Genomic DNA, 26,129 nt, shown 5'->3' on the forward strand with positions numbered 1-26,129 from the left:
GGGAAAGGAAGATATGAATGACTAAAATTGCTTTTATCGGAGCCGGAAGCACGATTTTTGCGAAAAATGTGCTGGGGGACTGCCTGATGGTCCCGGCGATCAACGGATTTGAATTTGCTTTGTATGATATCGATCCGAAGCGCCTCAAAGAATCTAAAGATATGCTTGAGCATTTAAAAAACCGCTATAATGACACGGTATCGATCCGCGCCTATGACGACAGAAAGGAAGCTTTGGCGGGAGCGAAATACGTGATCAATGCCATTCAGGTCGGCGGTTATAAACCAGGCACAGTCATCGATTTTGAGATTCCGAAAAAATACGGACTCAAGCAGACGATTGCCGATACGGTCGGAATTGGCGGGATATTCAGGGCACTGCGGACGATTCCCATTTTATTGGATATGGCAAAAGATATCGAAAGCGCGGCGCCCGACGCCTGGCTCTTAAATTACACAAACCCGATGGCTTCTTTAACCGGTGCGCTTCTCCGTTACACGGACGTGAAAACGGTCGGCCTCTGCCACAGCGTTCAAGTATGCACAAAAGATCTTTTTAAATCCCTCGGCATGAAGCATGAACGAATCGAAGAAAAAATCGCCGGCATCAATCATATGGCCTGGCTTCTTGAAGTAAAGCAAGACGGGAAAGACTTGTATCCAGAAATCAAAAAAAAGGCAAAAGAAAAACAGAAAATGAAACATGGTGACATGGTCAGGTTTGAACTGATGGATAAATTCGGCTACTATGTGACCGAATCGTCCGAACATAATGCAGAGTACCACCCTTATTTCATTAAAAGCCATTATCCCGAACTGATTGAAGAGCTGAATATTCCGATTGACGAATATTTGAGAAGGTGCGAGAAGCAGATTCAAAACTGGGAAAAGATGCGCGGTGAAATCGTCGGCAACCGCAATTTAACCCACGAGCGGTCCAACGAATACGGCTCAAGAATCATAGAAGCGATGGAAACCGGTCAGCCGTTTACATTCGGCGGAAATGTCTTGAATAAAGGATTGATTACAAACCTTCCGGAAAAAGCAGTCGTTGAAGTGACGTGCGTCGCTGAGCGGAACCGGATCACTCCGTGCGTTGCGGGTAAGCTGCCTGAACAGCTGGCTGCTTTAAACCGCACCAATATCAATACACAGCTGTTAACGATTGAAGCGGCAATAACAAAAAGAAAAGAACACATTTATCATGCTGCATTGCTTGATCCGCATACAGCAGCGGAATTATCGATGGATGAAATCGTAAACATGTGCGATGAATTGATCGAAGCACACGGTGACTGGCTGCCGGAATTTGAATAAAAAATAAAGCCTGAGCGAAGGGATCAGCCTTCAGCTCTGGCTTTTTTGATGCGAGGGTGTGAATATTTTTCCGATTTTTGGTGAAGCAATCGGAAGAATGGAGGAAGCATAGCGATCACGAGCACCACCCTCAACACTTGGACGGCGACGACGAACGTAGAGTCGGCGTGAAGCGTGACAGATGTTGTCGCCATTTCTGCGATTCCCCCCGGAGCAAACGCCAATATGGCCGTTGTCAGCGAAATGCCTGCCGCTTTAGCGGTGACGGCGGCGCTTAAAATCATCGCAATGATCAGTCCGACGGAGCTGACAAGTGCGACGATCAGCGTTTTTCTGACGCCGATAAACATATCTTTGCTGATTTTTGAACCGATCGTTGCGCCGAGACAAATTTGCGACAGCACTGAAAAGCCATGGGGCCACCAGGCTGTTGTGCTGAGTCCGGTCATTGAGGCGCCTGCGATTTGCAGAACGGCCGCACCGGTCATGCTTCCGAGCAGCCATGGTGCAGGAAACCGCAGTGCTTTCATAGCTTTGCATACCCCGAATCCGCCCAGCAAAATCAGCGCAGTCCATACGATATGAGGCGCTTCAAATGCCGATGTTCCCGCGGCGATCGCTTGGCTGCCGGCAGCATAGGTGTCAGGTTGCTTCGCATTTATAAAAAAAACGAAAAAGGGAATGGTCATGACGACCAGGAGCACACGTATCATCTGCACGAGACTGACGATTGCCGTGTTCGCTCCGACTTCCTGAGCGATGCCCGGCATCGCGGAAAGCCCGCCGGGAGCAGTTCCCACAAAGCTCGTCAGCATATCGGTCTTGCTGAACCTCCACAAGACAAAGCCCGACAGCATGGCGAACACGACGGAAAGGAGAAGCATGACGCCGACAATCAGCCAATTTTCCTTAAAGATCGAAATCACAGACATGTTGATTTTCTGGCCGAGCTCAATTCCCAATAGCATTTGACCGAACTGAAGCCATCCATGATGGATGCCGTTTTGTCTGACCGCCGCTTTTAACGGTGACGGGCGAAACAGCGACAGACAAGCGGCAGCGCTCATTGTGCCGACCATCCAGCCGATCGTCATGCCGGTCAATGAGAGTAGAAATCCCCCAAAACTGCTGATCAATATCAATAATATATCCCGAAGGAAATCTCTTTTTTCCCTCAAATGAAAAACCTTCTTCCTGTTTACTGCACAATCATTTTGTTCACTAAGTGAAGTATTTCTATATATTACTATATAATAATTTTAGTGATTGGTAAAATACGAATTTATTTAAAAGATTAATAAGAAAAACTAATCGTTCATTTTTGAACATAACAGATGGAACATATGAATAGATTAAATTAGATTCGATCACAAATAGAGGTGAACCGATATGAAACATTCCAAGGAATCATTCACCAAAGTCAAATCGTATCGCCCGTTTCACAGCGCTTTTGATCCGTGTCCCCCGATCGGCAAAAAATACTACAGAACCCCCCCAAATCTATATTTAGGTTTTCAGCCCCGCGGCCTTCCGCAGTTTTCTCCGATGGAGGCGCTCCAAAAAGGGACGCTTTGGCCCGTATTTTACGATCATTATGAAAATCCGTATGAAGATGGGAGGTAAGGAGGGTGACGAACTCTTTACCGCAAGACTATTATCAAAGGCTTCATGAAATTCAGGCTGTTGATTTTGTCATCGTTGAGCTGATGCTTTACCTTGACACACATCCCGATGATACCGATGCCATCAAACAATACAACCAGTTTGCCGGATATTCAAGAAAACTGAAAGCGAAGTTTGAATCAAAATACGGCCCTTTGATTCAAGGAAGCCCGGATCAGACGGAATCCTATTGGAGCTGGAAAAGGAGTCCTTGGCCATGGCAAGTTTAATAGAGGAAGGGAGTCAGGTTCATGTGGCTTTATGAGAAAAAACTGCAGTATCCTGTTAGGGTGAGAGAATGCAATCCGAGACTTGCCAAATTTTTGATTGAGCAGTACGGCGGAGCGGACGGCGAATTGGCTGCGGCGCTTCGCTATTTGAACCAGCGCTACAGCATCCCTGATAAAGTCGTCGGACTGCTGACGGACATCGGTACGGAAGAGTTTGCTCACCTTGAAATGATTGCCACGATGGTATATAAATTAACAAAAGACGCGACACCCGAACAGATGAAGGAAGCCGGGCTCGGCGATCATTACGCAGATCATGACAAAGCCCTGTTTTACCATAACGCAGCCGGCGTTCCGTTCACCGCTACATACATCCAGGCAAAAGGCGATCCGATTGCCGATTTATATGAAGATATAGCGGCTGAAGAAAAAGCGAGGGCTACGTATCAATGGCTGATTGACATGTCGGATGATCCGGATTTAAATGACGGGCTGGCGTTTTTAAGGGAAAGGGAAATCGTTCATTCACAGCGCTTCCGCGAAGCTGTCGAAATTTTGAAGGAAGAGCGCGACCGTAAAAAAGTGTTTTAAACAGCAAAAAGCCGAAAATACGATCGTATTTTCGGCTTTTTATTTACTGCACCGGGCTTGCAAGCAGTTCTTCTGCACGGTCGCGCAGCACATACTTTTGGACTTTTCCGGATGCGGTCAGCGGGTATTCGTCGATCAGAAATACGTACTCCGGAATTTTGTAATACGAAAGCTGTCCTTTGCAAAAACTTCTGACCTCTTCGAGCGTCAGCTTTTTGCCCGGCTTGCATTTAATAAAGGCCGCCGTTTTTTCCCCGTACTTTTCATCCGGAACGCCGACAACTTGTACATCGACAATATCCTCATGTTCATAAAGGAATTCCTCTATTTCACGCGGGTAAATGTTTTCACCGCCGCGGACGATCATATCTTTTAAGCGCCCGGTAATCCTCACGTATCCGTCCCGGTCCATTTCGGCCAAATCGCCGGTATGGAGCCAGCCGTCTTCATCGATGGCCTTTTTTGTGGCTTCGTCCATTTTATAGTATCCCTTCATGACGAGGTATCCTCTTGTGCACAGCTCGCCTTGCTCATCCGGGCCGAGTGTTTCCCCCGTGTCAGGATCGACGATTTTAATTTCTACATGCGGATGCACTTTTCCGACGGTTTCGACGCGGCGTTCGATCGTGTCGGTGACGGTTGTCTGCGTAATCACGGGTGAAGATTCCGTCTGTCCGTATGCGATTGTGATATCCGTCATATTCATTTGCTTCATCACTTTTTTCATGACTTCTTTAGGGCACGGGGAGCCTGCCATGATCCCGGTTCGCAGAGAAGAGAGGTCATAGTTTGCAAAATCGGGGTGGGTGAGCTCGGCGATAAACATTGTCGGCACACCTTGCAGCCCTGTACAACTTTCTTTTTCGACCGTTTGCAGGACGATGTCCGGCTTGAATTCGATGATCGGCAGCATGGCCGCACCTGACGCGACACAGGCAAGCGTGCTTAGTACACAGCCGAAGCAATGAAACAGAGGAACCGGGATGCACAGCCTGTCTGCGCTCGTCAGCCCCATTCTATCGGCAACGATCGCCGCATTGTTGACGATATTGTAGTGAGTCAGCATAACACCCTTTGGAAAGCCGGTAGTTCCCGACGTATACTGCATATTGATCACATCGTCGTGTGTGAGTGACTGCTCTCTTTCGAAAAGGTCGGCATCAGAGACCGTTTCGCCCATTTTGGCGATGTCGGCAAAAGCCGTCATATGTCCAGGGGCCTCATTCTTGCCAAGGTAGACGAGATTTTTCAGCTTCGGCAGCTTTTCACGATTTTTCATGATCTCATCGATCATATCGATATAGGATGTCCCTTTGTAGCCGTCCATTAGAAACAGGGCGGTGGAATCGGAATGTTCCAATAAGTACTCGAGTTCTCTCGCCTGATAGCTTGTATTGACGGTGACAAGCACAGCGCCGATTCTCGCCGTAGCAAACTGGAGCAGAATCCATTCCGGAATATTGGATGCCCAGATGGCGACATGCTCTCCTTTTTGAATACCGAGCGCGAGCAGCCCTTTTGCAATTTTAGAAGTTTCTTCAACAAGCTCCTGATACGAATATCTTAAATCGAGCTCAGAATATATAACCGCTTCATGATTCGGAAACCGGCCGGCGGTTGATTTTAAAAGCTCGCCGATCGTTTGTTTTTTTAATGTAACCATAATGCCTCCTTGTCTCCCGGATAAAATTTGTTTCTATTATAGCACTTTGTTCTAGTACCAGGTACTAGAAAGGGTTAGTTTTTTCTTAACCGGGACACTGCGCGATATTGTGCAATCCCCCCGGCTGCCACGATTCCTGCAATGGCAAGAAAAAGCGTTGCCCCGCCGAACTTGATGAACATCACACCGCCTAAAAAAGGTCCAATTGTCCGGGAAATATCCCAATGCAGGCCGAAAAATGCAAAATATCTGCCCCGCATATGATCGGGAGCAAGGCGCGAGACAAAGGTTTGCATGTGATTCAACAGCATGCTTTCTGCCGCCGTAAATAAAACGGCAGTCGAGAGCAGCCAAAAGATCGATGATGAAAAAGCGAAACCAATCGCTGCCACAGCGTAGCATATGTATGATATGGAAACGATCGTTTTGATGTTCAGTCCTTCCGTCCATTTGACAAGCGGAATTTGCATTGTGATGCTAAGAAGGGCGCGGCAGACGGTATAAATAGTCAAGGTGAATAAGAAATCGTCAAAAAGAGTTTCGAGATAAAGGCGGTAGTTGGACTCCAGCTGAGCATAGAACAGGCTGACGGGGACCGACAAGAACATCAAGGTCAAAACCGGACGATGATGAAGAAATACCTTTTTTGCGGAAAGAAGATTTTCCCTCTCCAAAAGCTCCTTTTGCTTTTTTGACCGCCATGCCTCGGGCATTTTAAAATAAACAGCAAGCCAATACAGACAAAATGCACATGCCTGAAAGCCGAACATCAGGCTTGGCTCATAGGAGTAAACTGCAAGGCCGGCGGCAGGACCGACCGCCGCGCCCAACCCTTCAATGGCATGAAGGACAGCGAATACTTCAGAGCGACGCCCGCTTTCGGTGCTGTCCGTTATCTGGGCCCGCTGCGCAGGGATGTACAAAGCTCCTCCGATGCCGTTCAGCACATAAAAAAAGGCGAACAGCCAAATATGATCCGCCATCATAAAACCGGCGGCTGAAACGGTCTGAAAGGCAAGCGCTGCCAGAATGACCTTCCGTCTTCCGATCCGGTCCGTCAGTCCTCCGGCGGCCAGCGTTACCGCGACCTCGGTCAGCGGTCTTGCTCCGATGACAAGCATCACCGGCAATACTCCGGTTCCCAACACATCATACAGGTAAAAAAGGAGGAAAGGGGCGAGCATAGCTCCTGTTACTCCGGTCAGGAACTCTCCGAAAAAGCAAATCAGCACAGGGGAACCGTACCTTTGTTTTAAACGGTTCATTTCATATCCTCCTTCAACATAGCGGTGCAATTAGTGTAAAATGGGAAATCATCAGTAAAAAGGACAGAAAACCTGGGGAGAAATTTCCCCTTTTTAAAAGCGGGGGATAACGGAAATGAAACCGATCGAGCATTACATGGAACTCACCGCCGGATTAAAATGCGAAAGCGGAGAGAAGGCAGAAGAGATTTCAGTCAATGAAATTGCGGAAATTCTATACTGCACACCGAGGAACGCAAAACTGATTTTAGCGAAACTTGAAGATTTACAATGGATTACTTGGAGAAGGGGAAGGGGAAGAGGAAACAAATCAGAAATCCGCTTTTTAAAAGCACCTTGTGAATTGCTGCTTGAAACGGCGAAAAATGATACGAAAGAAGGTAAAATCGACCGGGCGAAATACTTTCTCGAAGCATATCAGCATTCATGTCCGGGTGCATTGTCGTCATATAAAGATTGGCTTGAGCGCGTTTTCGGCTTTCAGACCGAATCGGAGGGCAGCAAGCAAAAAGATGTGCTGAGGCTTATGACAGCGATGGAGCCTGAGCATTTTAAGCGTCTCGATCCGTGCCGTATTTATCTGCGTTCAGAGAGCCATATCGTTAAGCAGGTATGTGATACATTGATCCGTTTTAATGAAGAGGAAGGAGGTTTTATGCCGCATCTTGCCCACCACTGGGAATGTGACGACGACCAAAAAACGTGGACGTTCTATTTGAGGAAAGGGATCTATTTCCATGATGGCACAGCATTGACGGCCGAAGATGTTAAATATTCGTTTGAGCGTTTTATGCTGGATGATGTAAATAAATGCAAATGGCTCACAGAGGATATCGAAAATGTTGCCGTCAGGGATGAACATAGCTTGGATATTTGTTTAAAGGCGAAAAACTCACTGTTTCTGCATCATCTCTGCGATGAAAGGCTGTCTATTTTAAACCGGCACCAGAATGACGGGCTGTTGATCGGGACGGGGCCTTTCAGACTTGCCCGCCGGGATGACCGGATTCTTATGCTTGAAGCGCATGAGCGATATTTTAAAGGGCGGGCTTTTTTAGACCGGATCGAACTATGGTATATGGATGGGGATGTTTCTTCGGTCGACTACGGTTTTTATATGGAAAAAGAAGAACAAAACCGGGTTTGGGATAAATGGCATGAGGAAAGGAATGTTCAGTACCTCTCGTTGAATGCAAACAAATCGGGGCCTCTCGGGTATAAGGCGTTCAGGAAGGCTTTGCGGCAAATCATTTCCCCTTCTGATATGGTCGATGAATTAGCCGGACAACGGACGGCCCCGGTGGGAGGCTTTTTAAACCGGGATCTTCCGCCTGAATCAGGGGACGACATCGGCAAGCTGCTTGCGGAAGGCCATTACAAAGGCGATCCGCTTCTGCTTTATACGTATTCTGAACCGGATCACCGGGAGGACGCGTCATGGATACAAAAGAGGTGCAGGCGGTACGGTATTGCACTAGAGGTATGTTATATGAAAGCGGATGAGCTCATGAAGGAAGAAGTGATCGCCAAAGCCGATTTGATTCACGACAGTGCGACATTCAGCCGTTCAGAAGAAATGAGCTGGCTTCACCTCTTTTTAACGGAAAACAGCTTTTTACACGTTCAATTGCCGGAGGAATGGCAGAGGAAGTCCGCCTTGATGAGGGATGAGCTTCGTTTTATTGATGACCATTCCAAGCGGATCAGCCTTCTTTGTGAGGCGGACAGCGCCCTGGCAGAAGATGTTTACGCGATTCCGCTTTATCAAAACAATATACGCGTCAAAGCGGGGGAAGCTATTCAAGGCATTGCGCTGAACGAAGAAGGGTGGATTGATTTTTACGGCATCTGGTACAAAAAAGAGGCTCTTCTGTAAGAGCCCTTTCATTGTGTCTCTTAATGACCCGAATGTCCTCCATGAGCGGACTTAATTTCCAGAATGTCATCAAGAATGCCTTGTGTCCGAAATGAAATCTCATTTTCCGATCCGAGAATGAAGGCGTGGTTGTATGGGCCGTCCTGCGGTCTGTCCTGAAAAGAAGGCTCGATCTCGGATAGATAGCTGTATAGTGTGCTGTCTGCCTGTCCATTTTTGAGTAAAAGCAGGGGAGCGTGTTTTCCTAAATGGGAAAAAGGTGCTCCGGCAAGCGCCAGCTCAGGCGCAGCCGTTGATGCGAAGGACAGTCCGTGTCCCGGATCTGTGATTCCCCAGCCAAAGCCGGTGTTCTTATCGCTGAATTTCGCAAACGCAATTGAGTTTGCGACAGGAGTGTCTCCGGAAATTCTTTTGACTGTTCCGAATTCCTTTAATGCATCCTCCGTTTTTTCAGAAACCGCTTTTTTAGGGCCGAGAATATAGATGTTTGCTTTGCCGTCTCTTTTTTTTAAGGCTTCAGCCGTCTCTTCGGGAATGCCTTTTTTGTTCACATACAGGATCGGCTCAGGCATGTGGGCGATCCAGTTTACAGCTGGGAGCGAATAAAGTTCTGCATCATCTTCGGATGATCCGATGATGACGCTCTTCGGATATTCATCGCCTGCATCGGCGTATTCTTTGTCAATCTCTTTTGCCAGATCAGCCGCGTTCTTCCCTTTCAGCTCTTTTATTTTAAAAGAGTTCAACGCTTGAAGCGCTTTTGAATCGAATTCTCCGACAGCCATGATTTGCGTCCCGTCTGAAGTGCCCGTCGGGTTCAAGCGCTTGATTTCATTCTGAATCTGCCCGGAGATTTTCCCTTTTTCCGCGATTAAAACAGGTCCGTTATTTGGGTGATGGATCAAATCAGCTGATGCAAGAGCTGCCTGCCATGATCCGCCCGAAACTAAAATCACTGCGCCCGGCCTGTTTTGTTTATGAGTGGCCGGCCATATCGTTTGAGAGGTTTTGATGCTCATTTCTTCCGGTGTATTCGCGTCAAGCCTTGTCGTGTTCTTTGTGTTTTTCACCAGGATCCCTTCTTCCGCCCGCTTATTGAAATCACTCGGAAGAGAAGCAGCGTCTTTTTCTTTCTTCTCCGAATGATCCATCGTTTGATGCTCCTCATGTTCGCCCGTGTTTCCTGAGCCGGAATTTTGGCATGCTGCAAGCGGAAGCGCGAAAACAAGCATGACAAAAAGTAAACCGGATTTCAACTTCATGGTGTTTTCCCCCTTTTTGGTTCAGATTACTGAGTAGTATACCCGGGAAATGTGCAAAACTGGTGCAGACATCTCGATATTTGTTACACATCAGAAGGCAGCGTGATGATAAATTCGCTTCCTTTCGGGGTTCTGTTTTTTACTGCAATCTGACCGCCATGAAGCTCGACGATTTCTTTCGCGATGGCCAGGCCCAGCCCGGTACCGCCGGTTTGTCTGGATCTCGACTTATCGACTCGGTAAAAGCGCTCAAAGATATAATCCCGTTCTTCTTCCGGAATGCCGCAGCCTTCGTCCGCTACCGTAATCTTGACCTGGTCCTCTAATTTTGATGCGGTGACGGCCGCTGTTGAATCAGGATCGGAGTATTGGCGGGCGTTGTTCAGCAAATTTGAGATCACTTGTGAAAAGCGGACTTCATCGATTGTGACATATAGATCCGTCGGGATGTCGAACGAAAGTCTGATTCGTTTTTCCGAAAAAGCGACCGCCGCTTTCTGAACTTCTTTTTTCACGAATGTGTATAGGTGAACCTGTTTCTTCCTGATTTGAAATCCGGGCTGTTTCAGTTTTGTCAGCAAAAATAAATCGTCAACAAGGGTGTTTAAATTGTCCGCTTCCTCTTTGATGATCGACAAGTACTGATTTCTGGCTTGTGGTTCGAGCTTATCTCTCATCGCGACATCTGTGTAGCCTTTTATATATGTAATTGGAGTCCGCAGCTCATGAGCGACGCTTGACAGAAAATCGTTTCGTTCTTTTTGAAGCCTGCTGAGATTTGAGGAAAGGCTTTCGATCGATGCGGCGAGCTCGCCGAGTTCATCATTCCTTTTGATATCAAGCGGAATCGAAGCTTGACCGTTTTTGATGCTTTCGGTTGCCTCCTTCAGTTTAATTATCGGCTTCGCTAAAACGCGGCTGAACCAAAGAATAGCTGCGACCGTTAAGAGGCCGGTTAAGCCGAAGCTGAGGAAAAACCGCTTCGTAATGCTTGCCACCAAGGCTTTTATCGAGGAGGTCTCCAAATACATGAAGACGTAGCCGGCCGTTTCCCGTCCGTTCATGATCGGACTGATCGTACAAATGTACTTTGATGTATTCCAATGGGAAGATAAAGCGGTCCCTTTCCTCGGGATGTTTTTTTCTTCGAAATGAAGGTGTTCCGTCATGTCTCCCGAGGCAGATTGCGCCAATACGCGTCTATTTTGGTCCGTGATGATCACGTTTGTCCGGGCTTCGGTTTCCATCAGGGTGACGTGGTCTATCGTCCTTTTGTCAAAATGCTTTTCGAGGACGTCTCTGTGGCTGTTGCCCCTTAGTTGAAGCGCGCGGATTTCTTCGTTTATTCTCGTGTTGACAATCGTTGTATACAGCGTGGCAAAAAGGATGGCTTCGATGAAAAGGATTATAATGAAAAATGAACCTGCGAGCTTAAATGAAATCTTTTTCATGCTCTGGTTCCTTTGCTTGTCCATTTGTAGCCGACGCCGTAGACGGTTTGGAGATGGTCTTCAACCGGAAAACCCGCTTTTTTCAATCGGTTTCGCAAATTTCTCATGTGCGAATCGATGGTGCGGGGCTCGATATCAGAGTTGAATCCCCAGATGTTCTCAATCAATTGGTCTCTGGAAAGCACTTGATCCATGTGGTTTAAGAGCGTTCCGAGCAGATCGAATTCACTTGGCGTAATGCCGATTTCCCGGTGATTGACATGCAGGGTATGATGCTGTTTATTCCAGATTAAACCGCGGAACCGGATTTCATGAAACCGGCAGGTTCTGCGCAGGACGGCTTCTATTCTGGCAAGCAGCACTTTTTCGCTGAACGGTTTTGTTAAATAATCGTCTGCACCGCAGTTCAGTCCGCGCACAATGTCATCCTGCCCGTTTTTTGCCGTCAGCATGATAATCGGAACGCTTGTCAATCTTCGGATCTCTTGGCAAACCATCCATCCGTCCATTTCAGGCATCATAATATCGAGGATGACAAGATCGAAATTGCGCATTCTTATTAAATCCAGGGCTTCTTTTCCGGTGGCGGCTTTTGTGCACGAATAATGTTCTAAATAAAGCTCCAGCAGATCGAGCATCCTGATTTCATCATCGACAAGCAGCACGTTCAATGTTTTAGCACCTCTTTAATCAAAATATAAGTCCGCTATTTTAAAAATATACCCTATAAGGGTATATTGATCAAGGCGGGACGAACCGGATCACCTCTTTGACAAGAAGTATAAAAACCAGACTGCATGGTTTTGTTCGTCAGCTGCCGCCCGCTTGAACGCCTCCCGTATCGTCCGGTCTTTGACATAGTCTGCGATGTCCAAGTAAAAATCGACCGTTTCCTGCTCATCTTTAAATGCGGACTCCAGCGCGTCCCGATACTGTTCCGGACAAGGCTCCGTAATGGAAATGTCAGGCTTGCGACCGGTAAGAGACGTATAAAATGTTAGGAACGCATTAAAGTGGCGGATTTCATCTTGTCTGATTTCTAAAATTTGCTGTTTTGTTTCAGAATCCGGGGCCTTTTGTGCGATTTTTTGATAGCAGACAACCGCGCTGTGCTCTCCGTTTACCGCTTTTTCAAGATCTTTGATCAGCCTGTCGTTTTGCCTGGCGGGATAGGCGGGATGATACGGCTGAACATACCACATGTCTTTCACCTCAACATCTTATATTTTATCGTCCTGTCATTATATGTAAGTCGCTGCTGGCATGTGCCTATGGGAAGGACGCATCTCGAATATGTGTCAAAATGGTGTGGGGTGAGCGCAATCTATTTTAAAAAAATGAAGTTTGACGTAAAATGGTTGTTAGTGCCGAATTAGTGACATACATATCAAAATGGAGTGAGACGATTGAAAAAGACAATATTGACGGCTCTGGCTGTATTGATGTCGGTTGTTTTGTTCGGCTGCCAAGCGGAAAAAGGGGGATCAGCCAAGGGGCAGTCTGAAAAAGTTCAAATTACAGTTTCTGCGGCTGCGAGTCTCAAGGATGTATTAACAGAACTTTCCTCCGTATATGAGAAAGATCATCCGAATGTCACTATAAAGTTTAATTTTGGTTCATCGGGTGCATTGCAGCAGCAAATCGAACAGGGCGCTCCTGCTGATTTGTTTTTTTCTGCTGCTGAAGACAAATTTAATAGAGTAGTTGATCAAGGTTTAATTGACAAAAAAGACTCTGTCAAGCTGGTCGAAAACAGTCTGGTGCTGATCGTTCCGAAAGGGAAAGACCAGCATGTCAACAGCTTCAAAGATTTGGCGGATAACAAAGTCGAAAAGCTTGCGATCGGCAAACCTGAATCAGTGCCAGCCGGAAAATACGCAAAAGAAACGTTGACGAACCTTGACGTATGGTCTAATGTGCAATCTAAAATCGTCTACTGTAAAGATGTAAGGCAGGTCCTTTCTTATATCGAAACAGGCAACGCGGATGCCGGAATCGTTTACCGGACGGACGCCCTTTCATCAGATCAGGTCGAGACCGTAGAGACGGCGAAAAGCGATCTGCATACACCGATTGTCTATCCGCTCGGAATTGTAAAAAATACAAAGCACAGGGAACAGTCTGAGGAATTTTATCAATTCCTGCAAAGCGACGAAGCCGTTAAGGCAATGGAAAAGTACGGATTTAAGAAGGGCTGACCTCCGTTATGCTTGAGGAATTCTTTTCCCCAATTGAAACTTCCATCCAAGTATCAGCCGCAGCGGGCATCATCGCCGTTTTGTTTGGAACTGCTGCGGCGAGGCTACTGGCGAACAGAAACTTTAAAGGCAAGTCCGTTATCGAGACAGTGATGATGCTGCCGCTCGTTCTGCCGCCGACCGTTGTCGGATTCTTTTTGATTGTGATCTTCGGAAGGCAGAGCGTGATCGGACGTTTGATTGAAAATGTATTTCAAGCACCGGTTATTTTTACCTGGTGGGCAGCCGTGATCGCTGCGGCGGTTGTCGCGTTCCCGTTAATGTATCAGTCTGCAAAATCAGGATTTCTGGCTGTCGACCGCGACATCGAGGACGCCGCGAGGGTTGACGGAGCAAACGAATGGAGGGTGTTCCTCTTTGTCACCGTTCCCCTTGCATCAAATGGAATCATGACGGGGGTTGTGCTCAGCTTTGCGAGGGCGCTTGGCGAGTTTGGCGCAACGCTGATGTTTGCGGGCATTATCCCGGGGGTGACGCAGACGGTGCCGACGGCGATATACTTGGCGATCGATTCGGGGAATATGACGCTGGCATGGATGTGGGTCGCCTCTATCGCGATCATCTCGTTTTTGATGCTGTTTTTTGTGCAGTTCAAGCAAAAATAGCCGTATGGGGTGCAAGTGCTCATACGGTTTTTTCCCAGTTTTGGAGAATGGTTATTTTGCAGATGTTTCGATAGAATAAGAGTAAGAAACAGAAAGGAGACGGGCTTAGTGGGAGCAGTATTTTTATCAGGCAGATCCGGGAGTGGAAAAACGACCTTTATCCTGAATGAAATCAGAGAAAAACTTCGCAATGAACCGCTTGGAAAACCGATCATTTTTCTAGTCCCGGATCAAATGACGTTTTTAATGGAATACGAGCTTAGCAAAACACCCGATTTGGGCGGAACCATCCGCGCCCAGGTGTACAGTTTTTCAAGGCTTGCCTGGCGAGTGCTCCAACATACCGGAGGCATGAACCGGCCGTTTTTGACGGGGACGGGCATTCAGATGCTGCTGCGGAGACTGATTGAAGAGCATAAGGGCGAGTTTAAAGTCTATCAAAATGCAAGCGATAAAAGCGGATTTACGGAGCAGGTGGAACGGATGCTGACCGAATTTAAACGGCACTGTCTGCAACCTGAAAGCATCCGGGACATGATGGAAGGGACGGGCAAGTCGGAATACGAAGATGAACGGATTCTTTCCGATAAATTGCACGACTTATATATTTTGTACAGCAAGCTTGAGGAAAATCTGGAGAATCAATATGTTCAATCTGAAGATTATTTGACGCTTTTGGCCGAGCAGATTCCGTATGCGGATGAGATTAGAAACGCTGCCGTTTATGTGGACGGATTTCATCAATTTACGCCTCAGGAGATGAGCGTACTAGAACAGCTGATGGTACATGCGGAAGAGATCACGTTTTCGCTGACGGCTGATAAGCCGTTTACGGCCAACAGCCCGAATGATCTCCATCTGTTCAGGATGACCGGGAAGGCGTACTATGACCTTTACCAGAAGGCGAAGGAACTCGGCCTTGATCCGTCTGAAGTGCGGCTGGAAGAGACGAAACGGCACCAACATCATCCGGAGCTTCAGCATCTTGAACGCTATTTTGACGAAAGGCCTGCAAAACCGTATCCCGGACGGACGGAATCGCTCCGCATCATGCAGGCGTCGAACAGAAGAACCGAGATTGAAGGAATTGCGCGCGAGATTCATTCTTTAATCCGCCAGGGCCGTTTCCGGCTCAGGGATATCGCCGTTATCGCCCGCAATGTCGAAGATTATAAAGATACGATAAAAGAAGTTTTTAAAGACTGCGAACTTCCTTTTTTCATAGACGGCAAGGAATCGATGCAAAATCATCCGCTTATTGAGCTGATCCGTTCGACGCTTGATATCATTAAAGGAAACTGGCGGTATGAAGCGGTATTCCGCTGTGTTAAAACGGAACTTTTATTCCCGGAAGGACAACCGAAGGAACGGCTGCGCGAACAGATTGACCAGCTTGAAAACTACTGTATTGCGTATGGCATTAAAGGAGACAGATGGACAAGCAAAGATCCGTTTGTTTACAGAAGATACGCTTCACTGGATGAGGATTTTGCCAAGACAGACAAAGAGATTGAAACGGAAAATATGCTCAATGAACTAAAGGGCTGGATCGTTCCGCCGATTCACAGGCTGCAGAAGCGCTTGAAAAAAGCTGAAACAGTCAGGGAAATGGCCGAAGCCGTTTACCTTTATCTTGAAGAAGCCGATGTTCCGATGAAGCTTGAACAGGAAAGGCGGCTAGCCGAAGAAAGCGGAAGGATTGCCGAGTCGCGCCAGCATGAGCAAGTATGGGATGCCGTTATTCAACTGTTGGACGAGTTTGTTGAAATGATGGGCACAGAGCGGATATCGTTTGCTTTATTTAAGCAAATGATCGAAACCGGATTGGAGTCTTTGAAATTCGCGCTGATTCCGCCCGCACTTGATCAAGTGTTTATCGGCAATATGGACCTTTCAAGAATGTACGGCACGAAATGCACATTTCTCATCGGTGTAAACGACGGCATACTTCCGGCGAGGCCTGCGGATGACGGCGTGCTTTCAGACGATGACCGGGAGTGGCTGAAACGAAACGGCGCACAGCTTGCGGCAACAGGGCGAGAGCAGCTCTTGGACGAGAATTTTCTGATCTATATGACGCTTTCAAGCCCGTCTGAAAAGCTATATGTCTCCTATCCGATCGCGGATTCGGAAGGGAAGACGCTGCTTCCTTCAACAGTGGTGAAGCGTCTGAATGAACTGTTCCCGGATGGCGAAGAAAAGATGCTGATTCATGAACCCGAGCAGCTGGACGATGATGCCCAGCTTGAATTTCTCGTGAATAAAGGCGCCGCCTTGAGCCATTTGGCAGGGCAGCTCGGGATCTGGACGAGGCAGTATGCGATCAGCGATGTATGGTGGAGTACATACAATTTTTTAATGAATGAGCCTGACCGCATCTTTTCTCAAAACATCCTGTCCAGCCTGTTTTTCAGAAACAAGGTTGAAAACTTGAACCGGCATGTGAGCCGCGATTTGTACGGGGAGCACATTCAGGGAAGCGTGTCGCGGATGGAGACGTTCAAAGCCTGTCCGTTTTCTCATTTTGCTTCGCACGGTTTAAAGCTGAAGGAACGCCAATTTTTCAAGCTTGAAGCTCCGGATATCGGTCAGCTGTTCCACTCGGCGCTGAAGCTGATTTCAGACCGTCTTCACGAGCTTAAAATGGATTGGCGCGACTTAACGAAAGCCCAATGCGAGACTTTGTCAAGCGATGCGGTCGAACGGCTCGCGCCTAAACTGCAAAAGGAGATTCTGCTCAGCTCGAACCGTCATCATTATGTGAAGCAGAAGCTGCAAAAAATCATTGCCAGGGTATCGGGCATTTTAAGTGAGCATGCAAAGGCCAGCGGATTTGCTCCCGTCGGCATAGAGCTCGGATTCGGGGGGAAAGGTCCGCTTCCTCCAATGCGTTTTACACTGAAGAACGGCTGCACGATGGAGCTTGTCGGCCGGATCGACAGAGTGGATAAAGCGGAGAGCTCAAAAGGGCTGCTGCTTAGGATTGTCGACTATAAATCAAGCGATAAAGGCCTCGATTTGGCCGAGGTCTATTACGGCCTCGCCCTGCAAATGCTGACATATCTCGATTTGTCGATCACGCATTCAACCGATTGGCTCGGCATGAAAGCATCCCCGGCAGGCGTGCTCTATTTTCATGTGCACGATCCGATGATCCAGGCTTCGGTGCCGCTCGGCCTTGATGAGATAGAAAAAGAGATTTTCAAAAAGTTCAAGATGAAAGGGCTGCTCTTGGGAGACCAGGAAGCGGTCAAGCTGATGGACACCACACTGGAACAAGGCAGGTCGAACATCATCAGCGCCGGTTTGAAAAAAGACGGTTCGCTCCGTTCAGATTCTGACGTTGTTGCAGAAGAGGATTTTCATGTATTGAGGCGTCATATCCGCCGGACATTTCAGAAGGCCGGCGAGGAGATCACAGACGGCAAAGTGTCGATCGAGCCTTACAAGCTAAAAGACCGGACACCGTGCACATATTGTTCGTACCGGTCATTCTGCCAGTTTGACGAATCGCTTGAGGAAAATGAATATCGGATATTAAAACCTGAAAAAGACAACGTGATATTGGAGCGGCTGAAAAAGGAGGATGAGGCAGATGGAGATTTCTAAACCGAAGGGCAGCACTTGGACTGATGACCAATGGAAGGCGATCGTCTCATCCGGCCGGGACATTTTAGTCGCGGCAGCGGCCGGTTCCGGAAAAACGGCCGTGCTGGTTGAACGGATCATTCGGAAAATAACGGATCAGGAATACCCAGTAGATGTCGACAGGCTGCTCGTCGTCACCTTTACGAATGCATCTGCGGCTGAAATGAAGCACAGGATCGGCGAAGCGCTCGAAAAAGAGCTTGCCGAAAATCCGGGATCGCTTCATTTGCGCAGACAGCTTGCTTTATTAAATAAAGCGAGCATATCAACATTGCACTCATTCTGTCTTCAAGTCATCCGCAAATACTATTATATGATCGATGTTGATCCGGCTTTCCGGATCGCCGATCAGACGGAAGGCGAGCTGCTAGGCGATGAGGTGCTGGATGAACTGTTTGAAGAAGAATACAAAAAGCAAGATCCGGCCTTTTTCGAACTTGTGGACAGATATACGACAGACCGTCATGACCTCGATTTGCAGCATCTTGTCAAGCGGGTCTACGAGTTTTCCCGCTCGCATCCCGATCCTGAGGGCTGGCTTCACACATTTGTTGATCTGTATGACGCTGCTTCAGATACAAAAGTTGAGGCTCTGCCGTTTTATTCTTACATTAAAGAAGACATCGCACTCGTTCTGGAAGGTATGCGGCAAAAGCTGACGCGTGCGCTTGATTTGACAAAACAGCCCGGGGGGCCTGCTCCGCGCGCCGAAAATTTCCTCGATGATTTAGCGCAGATTGACAGGCTGATTCAGCAGCAGAATGATTTTTCAGCCCTGCATGAGCTTGTGCCTGCTGTTTCGTTTCAAAGATTGAAGCCATGCAAAGGAGATGAGTACGATCCTCGATTGGTTGATGAGGCGGCAGACCTTCGCAACAGTGCGAAAAAGCAGCTTGAAAAGCTGAAAAGCGATTATTTTACGCGAACTCCCGAGCAACACCTTGAGAGTCTGAGGGAAATGAAGCCGGTCATTCAGACACTCGTCCAGCTCGTACTGGAGTACGGCAAGCGGTTTGCGGAAGCGAAAAAGGAAAAAGCGATCGTCGATTTCTCAGACCTCGAACACGACTGCCTTGCGATTTTATCCGGGAAAAACCAAGCGGGCGAGGCCGTGCCGAGCGAAGCGGCGAAGTTTTACCGCCATCAGTTCCACGAAGTGCTTGTCGATGAATATCAAGATACGAACCTGGTCCAGGAAGCGATTTTAAAGCTCGTCGCCAAAGAGGAGCATGAGGGGAACTTGTTTATGGTGGGCGATGTTAAGCAGTCGATTTACCGGTTCCGCCTCGCTGAGCCGCTTTTGTTCCTCTCGAAATATAAACGCTTTACAGACGATGGCTCGGGTTCCGGCCAAAAAATCGATTTAAATAAAAACTTCAGAAGCCGTTCAGATATTTTGGACAGCACGAACTTTTTATTCAAGCAGCTCATGGGAGAAAAGGTCGGGGAAGTCGAATATGACGAACAAGCCGAATTGAAGCTCGGCGCGTCTTATCCGCCGAACGAAGCGACAAAAACGGAGCTTCTGCTCATCGAAAACCAGAGCGGCGTGCCGGATGAAGAGGCTGAAGAGCTTGAGGCGGTCCAGCTTGAAGCAAGAGCGATGGCCGGGCAAATCCGCAGGCTGATTACAGAAAAATTTCAAGTATATGATGCCAAAGCGAAAGCGTCGCGGAACATCCAGTACCGTGATATTGTCGTGCTTTTACGGTCGATGCCTTGGGCGCCTCAAATTATGGACGAGTTTAAACAGCAGGGGATTCCCGTATACGCGAACCTCTCAACGGGTTATTTTGAAGCGACAGAAGTATCAGTCACACTGTCTTTATTAAAAATCATCGATAATGCCTATCAGGACATCCCGCTTGCATCCGTTCTCAGATCGCCTGTTGTGGGTCTTGACGAAAATGAGCTTTCCTTGATCAGAATCAAGGATAAAAAAGCGCCGTTTTACGAAGCGGTGAAAGCATACCTTGTTGCAGCAGACGGCGACGAGAGGCTTAGCGAAAAGCTTCGCCGCTTTGACGGCCTGCTCAAAAAGTGGAGAGCGTTTGCGAAAAACCACTCTGTGGCAGAGCTGATCTGGGAAATCTACCGGGATACGAAGTATTTGGATTATGTCGGCGGAATGCCGGGCGGAAAACAGCGGCAGGCCAATTTACGCGCGCTTTACGACAGGGCGAGATCCTATGAATCGACATCATTCCGCGGCTTGTTCCGCTTTTTAAGATTTATTGAGCGGATGCAGGAGCGGGGCGATGACCTCGGTACGGCAAGAGCTCTGAGCGAACAGGAAGACGTTGTTCGGCTGATGACGATCCACTCAAGCAAAGGGCTTGAATTTCCTGTCGTATTTACCGCCGGTCTCGGACGGAATTTTAATATGATGGACTTGAACAAATCTTATCTGCTGGATAAAGAGCTCGGTTTCGGAACGAAGTTTATCCATCCGAAGTGGCGGATCAGCTATCCGACGCTGCCGCTGATCGCGATGAAGAAAAAGCTCCGCCGCGAGCTTTTATCAGAGGAGCTGCGCGTCTTGTATGTCGCCCTTACCCGGGCTAAGGAAAAGCTGTACCTGGTCGGGACGGCGAAGGATAAAGAAAAGCTGCTTGCCGACTGGCGGTCACAAGCGGCCGGGTCTGAGTGGCTGCTCCCGGATTATGAACGGTTTCAGGCGAAATCATACCTGGATTTCATCGGACCTGCTTTGATGAGACACAGAGATATGGATGAATCCGGAGCGCCGCCGGTGATTGATGAGATCCGTAAACATCCTGCGCGCTTTCAGGTCAGCTGGCTGTCCGCCGCGGATCTGAAAGCTGAGGATGTTGATCGGGCCGGTGAAGAAAGACACGGCCGGCTCGCCCAAATTCAAATGGGGCTTCCGATCGACGGTTCGTTTGAGTATGAGCAACAAGTCAGAGAACGGCTGACATGGTCATATCCATACAATGACGCCGCCAAAGTCCGAACAAAACAGTCTGTCTCAGAAATGAAAAGACAGAAGGAATATGAGGATGAATACGGCGACCGTTCGCTGATCCGCCCATCCCAGGAGGCTTTCCTGTTTAAACGGCCGTCCTTTATGATGGCAAAAGGCCTGACTGCGGCCGAACGGGGAACGGCGATGCACACCGTCATGCAGCATATTCCGCTGACCCGTACGCCTGAAATGAATGAGCTCAGCAGTCTCCTTGACAGACTTGTTGAGAAAGAGCTGTTAACAGAAGACCAGCGGGCAGCTATTGGCGAAGACGATATTCTCGCATTCTTTGATACGGAAATCGGACAAAAGCTTCTCGGCGCCCGCCGCGTCGAACGGGAAGTTCCGTTTAACATGACGCTGTCCGCCAAAGAGGTTTATCCGGATCTCGAGTCAGCCGATGAACCTGTATTGATACAGGGAATTATTGACTGTTTATTCGAGACGGAGGACGGTTTTTACCTTCTTGATTACAAAACCGACCGGATACACGGAAAATACCGGAACGGCTTTGAAGGAGCGGAACCGATTTTAAGAAAACGTTACGAAACACAGATTCAGCTTTATGCACGAGCGGTTGAAACGATGATTAAAATGCCGCTCAAAGGGCGTGCGCTGTACTTTTTTGACGGAGGACACGTGCTCTTATTTTAATATGAAGCCGGCTTCCCCCTGACGATTTCGGGGGGAGCTTTAATGAAAAGAGAGGTGAGGCACACATGCGAATTTTACATACAGCGGACTGGCATTTGGGAAAAACGCTTGAAGGGAGAAGCCGTCTGAAGGAACAGGAGGACTTTCTTGAAGAGCTCACAAGGATCGTAAAAGATGAAAAGATCGACGCTGTTATCATGGCGGGAGACGCTTTTGACACAGTGAATCCGCCTGCACTGGCTGAACAGCTTTTTTATGAAAGCCTCTCCGCTTTATCTGACAAAGGAAACCGTCCGGTGGTCGTGATTGCCGGCAACCATGATAATCCGGACCGCCTTTCCGCGGCCTCTCCGTTAACGACAGATCATGGCATCCACTTGATCGGGTACCCGAGGACTGAGCCAGTTGACATAGAAGTCGCTTCTGCGGGGGAGATCCTGTCAGTCGCGGCGCTCGCCTACCCTTCCGAGTCCAGACTGAATGAAGTGCTGTCTGAGACATTTGATGAAAAGCTGCTGCGCGACCAGTATGATGAGAAAATCAAGCAAACCTTTCAGCGTATGTGCGGCAAGGCGAGAAAGGATGCGGTGCAGATTGCGGCAAGCCATATCTATGTGGCGGGCGGCAGCCAGACGGATTCCGAGCGGCCGATCGAAGTCGGAGGCGCATATACGGTGGCTGCGGAAAGCCTGCCGGAAAACGCCGCATATGTGGCGCTGGGACATCTTCATCGCCCGCAGACGATCAAAAGAGCCCGCACGCTTGCCAGATATTCAGGCTCCCCGCTTGCCTACAGTTTTTCCGAAGCGGGATACGCAAAATCGGTCACCATTGTCGAAGCCGCACCCGGTCAAACAGCATCATGGGAAGAGGTCTTTTTGACGAGCGGAAAACCACTTGTCAAATGGAAGGCGGAAAAAGGGATTTCCCAAGTGTACAGCTGGCTGGAGGAAGAGCGGGATAAAAACGCGTGGATCGACCTGGAAATCCATCTGACAGACCAGCTGTCGATTGAAGAGATTCACCGTTTGAGAAAAGCGCATCAAGGCATCATCCATATTCGTCCGGTTTTTGAGGAAGCCGCGTCGGCTGAAGAGAAGACCCGGTCCAGAAACGTTTCGATTGAAGAACGGTTTAAAGCGTTTTATGAAAGACAAACCGGCGGAGCGGTTCCCGATGAAGAAACCGTCAAGCTGTTTCTGGAGCTCGCCTCAGGATCGGAACAGGAAGAGGGGGAGGAAACATGAAGCCGATTTCCCTGTCTATTAAGGGTCTGCACAGTTTCAGGCAGGAGCAGGTCATCGATTTTGATCGCCTGTGCGATGCGGGTGTATTCGGCATCTTCGGGCCGACCGGAAGCGGCAAGTCGTCGATTCTTGATGCGATGACTCTCGCTTTGTACGGGAAAGTGGAGCGGGCCGCCAATAATACGCACGGCATTTTGAACCATGCCGAAGATGAGCTTGCCGTATCGTTTACGTTTAAACTGCAGACAGGCCATGAGACGGCTTATAAAGTGGAACGGGTCTTTAAGCGGACAGATGCCGTCAAGGTCAAAACGTCGATCTGCCGCTTCATTGAAATGAAAGAGGAACAAATCGTTCTGGCCGATAAAGCGAATGAAGTGAACCGGAAAATCGAAGAGCTGCTGGGCTTGACGATCGACGATTTTACAAGAGCAGTCGTCCTGCCGCAAGGAAAATTCGCCGAATTTCTTTCCTTAAAAGGAGCGGAGCGAAGGCAAATGCTTCAGCGCCTGTTCAATCTCGAACAATACGGGGACAGGCTTGTCAAAAAACTGAAGAAACAGGCGCAAACAGCGCAGGCCAGAAAAAATGAGATGCTTGCCGAGCAGGCTGGATTGGGCGATGCGGGAGAAGAAGCGCTGAAGCAGGCCGAACAGCATCTCGAAGAAGCCGAAAACCTTTTGCAAAGCAAGAAGCGCGAACGAGACGCAGAAGTGCAGCGCTTTGCGGAGTACCAAGAGATTTGGAATCTGCAGCAGGAAAAAGAAAGCTATCTACAAAAAGAGGCGGAGCTTTTAAAGAAAAAGGAACAGATCCGGGAAAAAGAAAGCCGCCTGCACCTCGCCGAAACGGCAAATACGCTCAAGCCTTATGCAGACGCCTTTCTGGCAGCGCGGGAAGATACCGAACGCGCACTTCGGGAAGAAAAACAAGCGCAGGAACAATTAGAACAATACGAAGAGCTTCATAAAAAAACAGAGCGCGAATACGAGAATTTCAGGCTTCATAAAAATGAAAAAGAACCGGAGCTTCTCAAGCAAGAAGAACAGCTCACCGCTTTAAAGGAAATTGAAAACAAGCGGCTTGCCGCACAGGCAGAAGCTGAGCAAAAGCAGCAGGAACAGCGCTTGAAAGAAGAGGAAATCAAGCATGCGGCAGACGAATTGGCTAAGGTGAAAAGCCTGCTTGAACGCGGGACAGCCAAGCAAAATCAGCTGAAAGCTGAGCTGAAATCTGTCCAGGTATCTAGCGAAGAGCGCAAAAACTGCCGGAATGCCAATCAGCTTGCTTTTCACATTCAGCAGCTTAACAGCGATGCCGCTATAGAAAAAGAACGGCTTGACCAGCAGGAGACGCTGATCAAAGAGCTTCAGCAAGAACAACAAGCGGTGGATAAAAAGGTGAAGGATGAAACCGAACGCATCCAGGCATTGTTTGCCGCTGTCGAACGAGCGTATGCGCTCGTTTGCGAAACAGACAGATCGCTCTCTGAGACCGTCCGTCTCGCGTCTCAAAAGAAAGAAGAGATTGTGGCGAAACGGGAACAGGCAAACCGTGATCAGCTGGCAATCGAACTTGCGAAGCAGCTCAAAGATGGGGAGCCTTGCCCGGTCTGCGGATCTGTACATCATGAGTTGCCGGCGCGCGCCAGCTCGGAAAGCCTGTCCTTTAAAGAGGCGGAATCCGAACTGGAAAAAACGGAAGCCATCATCGCCGAAGCCGGCGCGCTGGCTCAGGAGTTTCTCTCGGCCAAAGTGGCGCTCGAACAGCAGTCCGACCACCTGGTGAGCGAATGCCCGTTTTTAGTCAAAAGCAAACACGAACTGCCTGAAACCGCTGCATCGTTAGAAGAAGGCACCATTCCCGAACGGTACAGCCGCATCAGCTTTGAATGGAAAGGAATCAGACAGGATCTCGCCGAGACAAAAAGCCGGATAGCCAAGCTCCTTCACACATATAAAGAGTTTTGCAAAAAACGCGACCAAATCAGCGAGCGCATCAGCCATGAAGAAAAAGAGCAGAACAGGCTTCAAAACCGTGTCCGCGAACTGAATGACCAGTTAAATGAACGCCGAAAAAGCTTCGGCGAACAATTCGACGGTCTCTCTTATGAACAGGCTGAAAAATGGCAAAAAACCATTGAAGAAAAAGATCTGGCCGCAGAGGAATTCGAAAAGCGTATCGAAACGAGCGTCGAATTTCTCACAAAACATGAACAGCAAAAAGAGAAGCTCACCGAGCGCTTGTTTGCACTTGATAAAGAAAAGCTTGACCTTCACTATGCGGTCGAAAGCCTCAAAAAAGACATAAACGATTATCAAAAAGAGCTGATGGGCTATCCTGATACAGCCGCGATCGACAAAAAGCTTCAAGACGTGAAAACGCAATTGGCCAAGCTGCACGAGCAGGAACAGACGCTTTACGGACGGCTCAAGGAGACCGAAGCTGAGGTCAGCCGTTTAAGAGGACAGACAAAAGGGTGTGAGCTCGCTTTGCGCGAAGCGAAAGCAAGGCTTGCGAAAGCGGCGGACATCTGGCAGGAAAAAGCCGGAGATACACCGTTTGAAAAGGCCACTGAAGTGAAAGCGAGCATTTTAGACCGCGATGAGCTGTCCCGGCTGAAAGAAGACATTCAAATGTATTGGGATCAGACAAAGCAGTGCGAATCTAATATGAAGCGGATTACGGAAAAGCTTGACGGGAGATCGGTTTCTGAGGAGAATTGGGAAAAAGCCGCCGTAACCAAAGAAAAGGCGGAAGAGGCATTCAGCAAAGCTCTGGAAGAAAGGGGAGCGGCCGGCAAAGCTCTCGCCGTCATCCGCGAGAACCATAAAAGGTTTAAGGAGCTTGAAGCATCGTTAGCTGAATGGCAGACATACATCGACCGCCTTGATAAACTCCAAGCCGTCTTTAAAGGAAACAGCTTTGTTGAATACTTGGCAGAAGAGCAGCTTGAAAGCGTCACAAGAGACGCATCTGCAAGGCTCGGAGAACTGACAAGGCAGCGCTATGCGATTGAAGTCGACTCAGAAGGCGGCTTTGTGATGAGGGACGATGCCAACGGCGGAGTCAAGCGCCCTGTTACGAGTCTGTCAGGCGGGGAGACCTTTCTGACTTCGCTGGCACTGGCGCTTGCACTCTCGGCACAGATCCAGCTTCGCGGAGAGTATCCGCTCCAATTCTTCTTTTTGGACGAAGGGTTTGGCACGCTTGATCAGGATTTGCTGGACACGGTCGTTACTGCATTGGAGAAGCTTCAGTCTGACAATCTGTCGGTCGGTGTGATCAGCCACGTTCAGGAACTTCGGGCAAGGCTGCCGAAAAAGCTGATCGTCCATCCGGCTGAACCAAGCGGCAAAGGTACAGCCGTATCGCTTGAAATGATTTAATCTTATAACCAAAAAGCAGCCTTCTT

General features: G+C 48.5%; 18 protein-coding genes. 11 read left to right on the forward strand and 7 right to left on the reverse strand.

Going from position 1 to position 26,129, the window contains the following annotated elements:
- The first annotated feature begins 17 nt into the window (after window positions 1-17).
- Window positions 18-1,316, forward strand: a complete 1,299-nt coding sequence (locus MKX80_RS06055; protein WP_268342781.1) for an alpha-glucosidase/alpha-galactosidase — start codon at window positions 18-20, stop codon at window positions 1,314-1,316.
- A 23-nt stretch (window positions 1,317-1,339) separates the two neighbouring features.
- On the opposite strand, the gene MKX80_RS06060 is transcribed toward MKX80_RS06055, so the two are convergent.
- Window positions 1,340-2,494, reverse strand: a complete 1,155-nt coding sequence (locus MKX80_RS06060; RefSeq protein ID WP_234112832.1) for an AbrB family transcriptional regulator — start codon at window positions 2,492-2,494, stop codon at window positions 1,340-1,342.
- 211 nt (window positions 2,495-2,705) lie between these two features.
- Here MKX80_RS06060 and MKX80_RS06065 point away from each other — a divergent pair, with 211 nt between their 5' ends.
- Genes MKX80_RS06065 through MKX80_RS06075 form a run of 3 tightly spaced genes read left to right on the forward strand, consistent with a single transcriptional unit; the run spans window position 2,706 to window position 3,799 of the window.
- Window positions 2,706-2,939, forward strand: a complete 234-nt coding sequence (locus MKX80_RS06065; protein ID WP_152847512.1) for a spore coat associated protein CotJA — start codon at window positions 2,706-2,708, stop codon at window positions 2,937-2,939.
- Window positions 2,940-2,944: 5 nt separating this feature from the next.
- The gene (locus MKX80_RS06070) at window positions 2,945-3,208 is read left to right on the forward strand and encodes a spore coat protein CotJB (protein ID WP_234112833.1); all 264 of its coding nucleotides are present in this window, start codon (window positions 2,945-2,947) and stop codon (window positions 3,206-3,208) included.
- Window positions 3,209-3,229: 21 nt separating this feature from the next.
- Window positions 3,230-3,799 carry a manganese catalase family protein gene (locus MKX80_RS06075; RefSeq protein WP_003180413.1) on the forward strand — a complete coding sequence of 190 codons (570 nt, stop codon included), beginning with the start codon at window positions 3,230-3,232 and terminating at the stop codon, window positions 3,797-3,799.
- Window positions 3,800-3,842: 43 nt separating this feature from the next.
- Here the strand turns inward: MKX80_RS06075 and MKX80_RS06080 are convergent, their stop codons facing one another.
- Both MKX80_RS06080 and MKX80_RS06085 read right to left on the reverse strand, forming a co-directional pair.
- Window positions 3,843-5,489 (reverse strand): AMP-binding protein, encoded by a 1,647-nt coding sequence (locus MKX80_RS06080; RefSeq protein ID WP_268342793.1) that lies wholly within the window; start codon window positions 5,487-5,489, stop codon window positions 3,843-3,845.
- A gap of 47 nt (window positions 5,490-5,536) precedes the next feature.
- On the reverse strand, window positions 5,537-6,727 hold the full coding sequence (locus tag MKX80_RS06085; protein ID WP_234112835.1) for an MFS transporter: 1,191 nt from the start codon (window positions 6,725-6,727) through the stop codon (window positions 5,537-5,539).
- A gap of 115 nt (window positions 6,728-6,842) precedes the next feature.
- Between MKX80_RS06085 and MKX80_RS06090 the strand changes: the two genes are divergently transcribed.
- Window positions 6,843-8,603 (forward strand): ABC transporter substrate-binding protein, encoded by a 1,761-nt coding sequence (locus MKX80_RS06090; RefSeq protein ID WP_339228147.1) that lies wholly within the window; start codon window positions 6,843-6,845, stop codon window positions 8,601-8,603.
- Window positions 8,604-8,623: 20 nt separating this feature from the next.
- Here the strand turns inward: MKX80_RS06090 and MKX80_RS06095 are convergent, their stop codons facing one another.
- From MKX80_RS06095 to MKX80_RS06110, 4 genes are all read right to left on the reverse strand, one after another.
- Window positions 8,624-9,865 carry a cell wall-binding repeat-containing protein gene (locus tag MKX80_RS06095; protein ID WP_234112837.1) on the reverse strand — a complete coding sequence of 414 codons (1,242 nt, stop codon included), beginning with the start codon at window positions 9,863-9,865 and terminating at the stop codon, window positions 8,624-8,626.
- Between the two features lie 83 nt (window positions 9,866-9,948).
- Complete coding sequence (locus MKX80_RS06100) at window positions 9,949-11,316, reverse strand: HAMP domain-containing sensor histidine kinase (protein ID WP_154994069.1); 1,368 nt, start codon at window positions 11,314-11,316, stop codon at window positions 9,949-9,951.
- Entirely contained in the window at window positions 11,313-11,987 is a 675-nt protein-coding gene (locus tag MKX80_RS06105) for a response regulator transcription factor (RefSeq protein ID WP_268317747.1), read from the reverse strand. Before MKX80_RS06105 ends, MKX80_RS06100 begins: the two co-directional genes overlap by 4 nt.
- 90 nt (window positions 11,988-12,077) lie before the next feature.
- Entirely contained in the window at window positions 12,078-12,518 is a 441-nt protein-coding gene (locus MKX80_RS06110; RefSeq protein WP_216929240.1) for a ferritin-like domain-containing protein, read from the reverse strand.
- 240 nt (window positions 12,519-12,758) lie between these two features.
- Between MKX80_RS06110 and modA the strand changes: the two genes are divergently transcribed.
- From modA to sbcC, 6 genes are all read left to right on the forward strand, one after another.
- On the forward strand, window positions 12,759-13,514 hold the full coding sequence (gene modA / locus MKX80_RS06115; protein ID WP_234113169.1) for a molybdate ABC transporter substrate-binding protein: 756 nt from the start codon (window positions 12,759-12,761) through the stop codon (window positions 13,512-13,514).
- Window positions 13,515-13,522: 8 nt separating this feature from the next.
- A complete protein-coding gene (modB, locus tag MKX80_RS06120; protein ID WP_154994075.1) occupies window positions 13,523-14,179 on the forward strand; it encodes a molybdate ABC transporter permease subunit in 657 nt (218 codons plus the stop codon).
- A gap of 108 nt (window positions 14,180-14,287) precedes the next feature.
- Window positions 14,288-17,788 carry a helicase-exonuclease AddAB subunit AddB gene (addB, locus tag MKX80_RS06125; RefSeq protein WP_268323927.1) on the forward strand — a complete coding sequence of 1,167 codons (3,501 nt, stop codon included), beginning with the start codon at window positions 14,288-14,290 and terminating at the stop codon, window positions 17,786-17,788.
- Window positions 17,775-21,467, forward strand: coding sequence for a helicase-exonuclease AddAB subunit AddA (gene addA, locus MKX80_RS06130; protein WP_268323926.1), 3,693 nt, complete (start codon window positions 17,775-17,777; stop codon window positions 21,465-21,467). Before addB ends, addA begins: the two co-directional genes overlap by 14 nt.
- 65 nt (window positions 21,468-21,532) lie before the next feature.
- Window positions 21,533-22,714 (forward strand): exonuclease subunit SbcD, encoded by a 1,182-nt coding sequence (gene sbcD / locus MKX80_RS06135; protein ID WP_154994080.1) that lies wholly within the window; start codon window positions 21,533-21,535, stop codon window positions 22,712-22,714.
- A complete protein-coding gene (sbcC, locus tag MKX80_RS06140) occupies window positions 22,711-26,103 on the forward strand; it encodes an exonuclease subunit SbcC (protein ID WP_268342777.1) in 3,393 nt (1,130 codons plus the stop codon). The genes sbcD and sbcC overlap by 4 nt, the downstream gene beginning before the upstream one ends.
- Window positions 26,104-26,129: the final 26 nt, after the last annotated feature.

Origin of the sequence: Bacillus sp. FSL K6-0972 (genome assembly GCF_037976035.1) — a bacterium.
GTDB lineage: Bacteria > Bacillota > Bacilli > Bacillales > Bacillaceae > Bacillus > Bacillus haynesii.

What these genes read in the sequence shown, in the direction of transcription:
- MKX80_RS06055 (WP_268342781.1), top strand. Translation starts at nt 18, where the DNA reads ATGACTAAAATTGCTTTTATCGGAGCCGGAAGCACGATTTTTGCGAAA.
- MKX80_RS06065 (WP_152847512.1), top strand. Translation starts at nt 2,706, where the DNA reads ATGAAACATTCCAAGGAATCATTCACCAAAGTCAAATCGTATCGCCCG.
- MKX80_RS06075 (WP_003180413.1), top strand. Translation starts at nt 3,230, where the DNA reads ATGTGGCTTTATGAGAAAAAACTGCAGTATCCTGTTAGGGTGAGAGAA.
- MKX80_RS06085 (WP_234112835.1), bottom strand. Translation starts at nt 6,727, where the DNA reads ATGAACCGTTTAAAACAAAGGTACGGTTCCCCTGTGCTGATTTGCTTT.
- MKX80_RS06090 (WP_339228147.1), top strand. Translation starts at nt 6,843, where the DNA reads ATGAAACCGATCGAGCATTACATGGAACTCACCGCCGGATTAAAATGC.
- MKX80_RS06095 (WP_234112837.1), bottom strand. Translation starts at nt 9,865, where the DNA reads ATGAAGTTGAAATCCGGTTTACTTTTTGTCATGCTTGTTTTCGCGCTT.
- MKX80_RS06100 (WP_154994069.1), bottom strand. Translation starts at nt 11,316, where the DNA reads ATGAAAAAGATTTCATTTAAGCTCGCAGGTTCATTTTTCATTATAATC.
- MKX80_RS06110 (WP_216929240.1), bottom strand. Translation starts at nt 12,518, where the DNA reads ATGTGGTATGTTCAGCCGTATCATCCCGCCTATCCCGCCAGGCAAAAC.
- modA (WP_234113169.1), top strand. Translation starts at nt 12,759, where the DNA reads ATGTCGGTTGTTTTGTTCGGCTGCCAAGCGGAAAAAGGGGGATCAGCC.
- modB (WP_154994075.1), top strand. Translation starts at nt 13,523, where the DNA reads ATGCTTGAGGAATTCTTTTCCCCAATTGAAACTTCCATCCAAGTATCA.
- addA (WP_268323926.1), top strand. Translation starts at nt 17,775, where the DNA reads ATGGAGATTTCTAAACCGAAGGGCAGCACTTGGACTGATGACCAATGG.
- sbcD (WP_154994080.1), top strand. Translation starts at nt 21,533, where the DNA reads ATGCGAATTTTACATACAGCGGACTGGCATTTGGGAAAAACGCTTGAA.
- sbcC (WP_268342777.1), top strand. Translation starts at nt 22,711, where the DNA reads ATGAAGCCGATTTCCCTGTCTATTAAGGGTCTGCACAGTTTCAGGCAG.